The following is a 717-nucleotide window of genomic DNA, read 5'->3' on the forward strand; positions in this document are numbered from 1 at the left end:
GTTGTGCGTGTCTGGTGCTTTTACTGTGATTGTTGGATTTGTATTTATCGGAGTTGTGTATGTCCATTTTCCACCAACAGCTGGATTTCCTTTTGAATTATCATAGTGTACACGTGCCATTACACTTCTAGCATCAGCTTTCATTGTAAATGGAATGTCAGATTTCTGATTTGAATCTTTAATGTGTAATTTGAATACTCGTTCAGCTGGGTTTGAAGTTGTTGAAACAGTTAGCTCAGTTGTTGTTTTTCCTGTCGCTCTATTATTGACAGATTCTTCTACTTGCCATCCGTTATCTGTTTTATTGATTCCATATTGGAAGCTATTGCCTTCTTTACTTGCGATTATCACATAGAATCTTCCAGCATCATGAGGGACACGAAGTGTAATATCACGACCAGCTTGTAGCGGTTCATCAAAAGTGATTACATCGCTTAATTGAACATTAGCTGTTGTATCTGTTGATTCGATTCCATGCATCACTTGTTTCACTGAAACTGGCTTCGTTGATTTTGTATTCGCATCTTGCTTAACGTTTTGCGTTAAAACTTCGTTATTTTTTAAGTTGTATGTCCAATTTCCATCTGAACCAACTGTTGTCTCAACTGTTTTACTACCTTGTAAATCAATCTTCACTGTAGCTCCTGCGATACCTGTACCTGAGATACTACGTTCTGTCGAACCTAAATCCCCTTGAAAGTTTGCACTTGGCGTAAT

Annotated in this window: 1 protein-coding gene; it reads right to left on the bottom strand. The window is 37.8% G+C overall.

Annotated elements, in window-relative coordinates; genetic code table 11:
• Positions 1 to 717: hypothetical protein (locus HMPREF9957_RS13265; RefSeq protein WP_000563327.1), on the bottom strand; the 717-nt coding region annotated here is incomplete at both ends.

The sequence above is a fragment of the Streptococcus mitis SK1080 genome (genome assembly GCF_000220085.1).
Classification (GTDB): Bacteria; Bacillota; Bacilli; order Lactobacillales; family Streptococcaceae; genus Streptococcus; species Streptococcus mitis_K.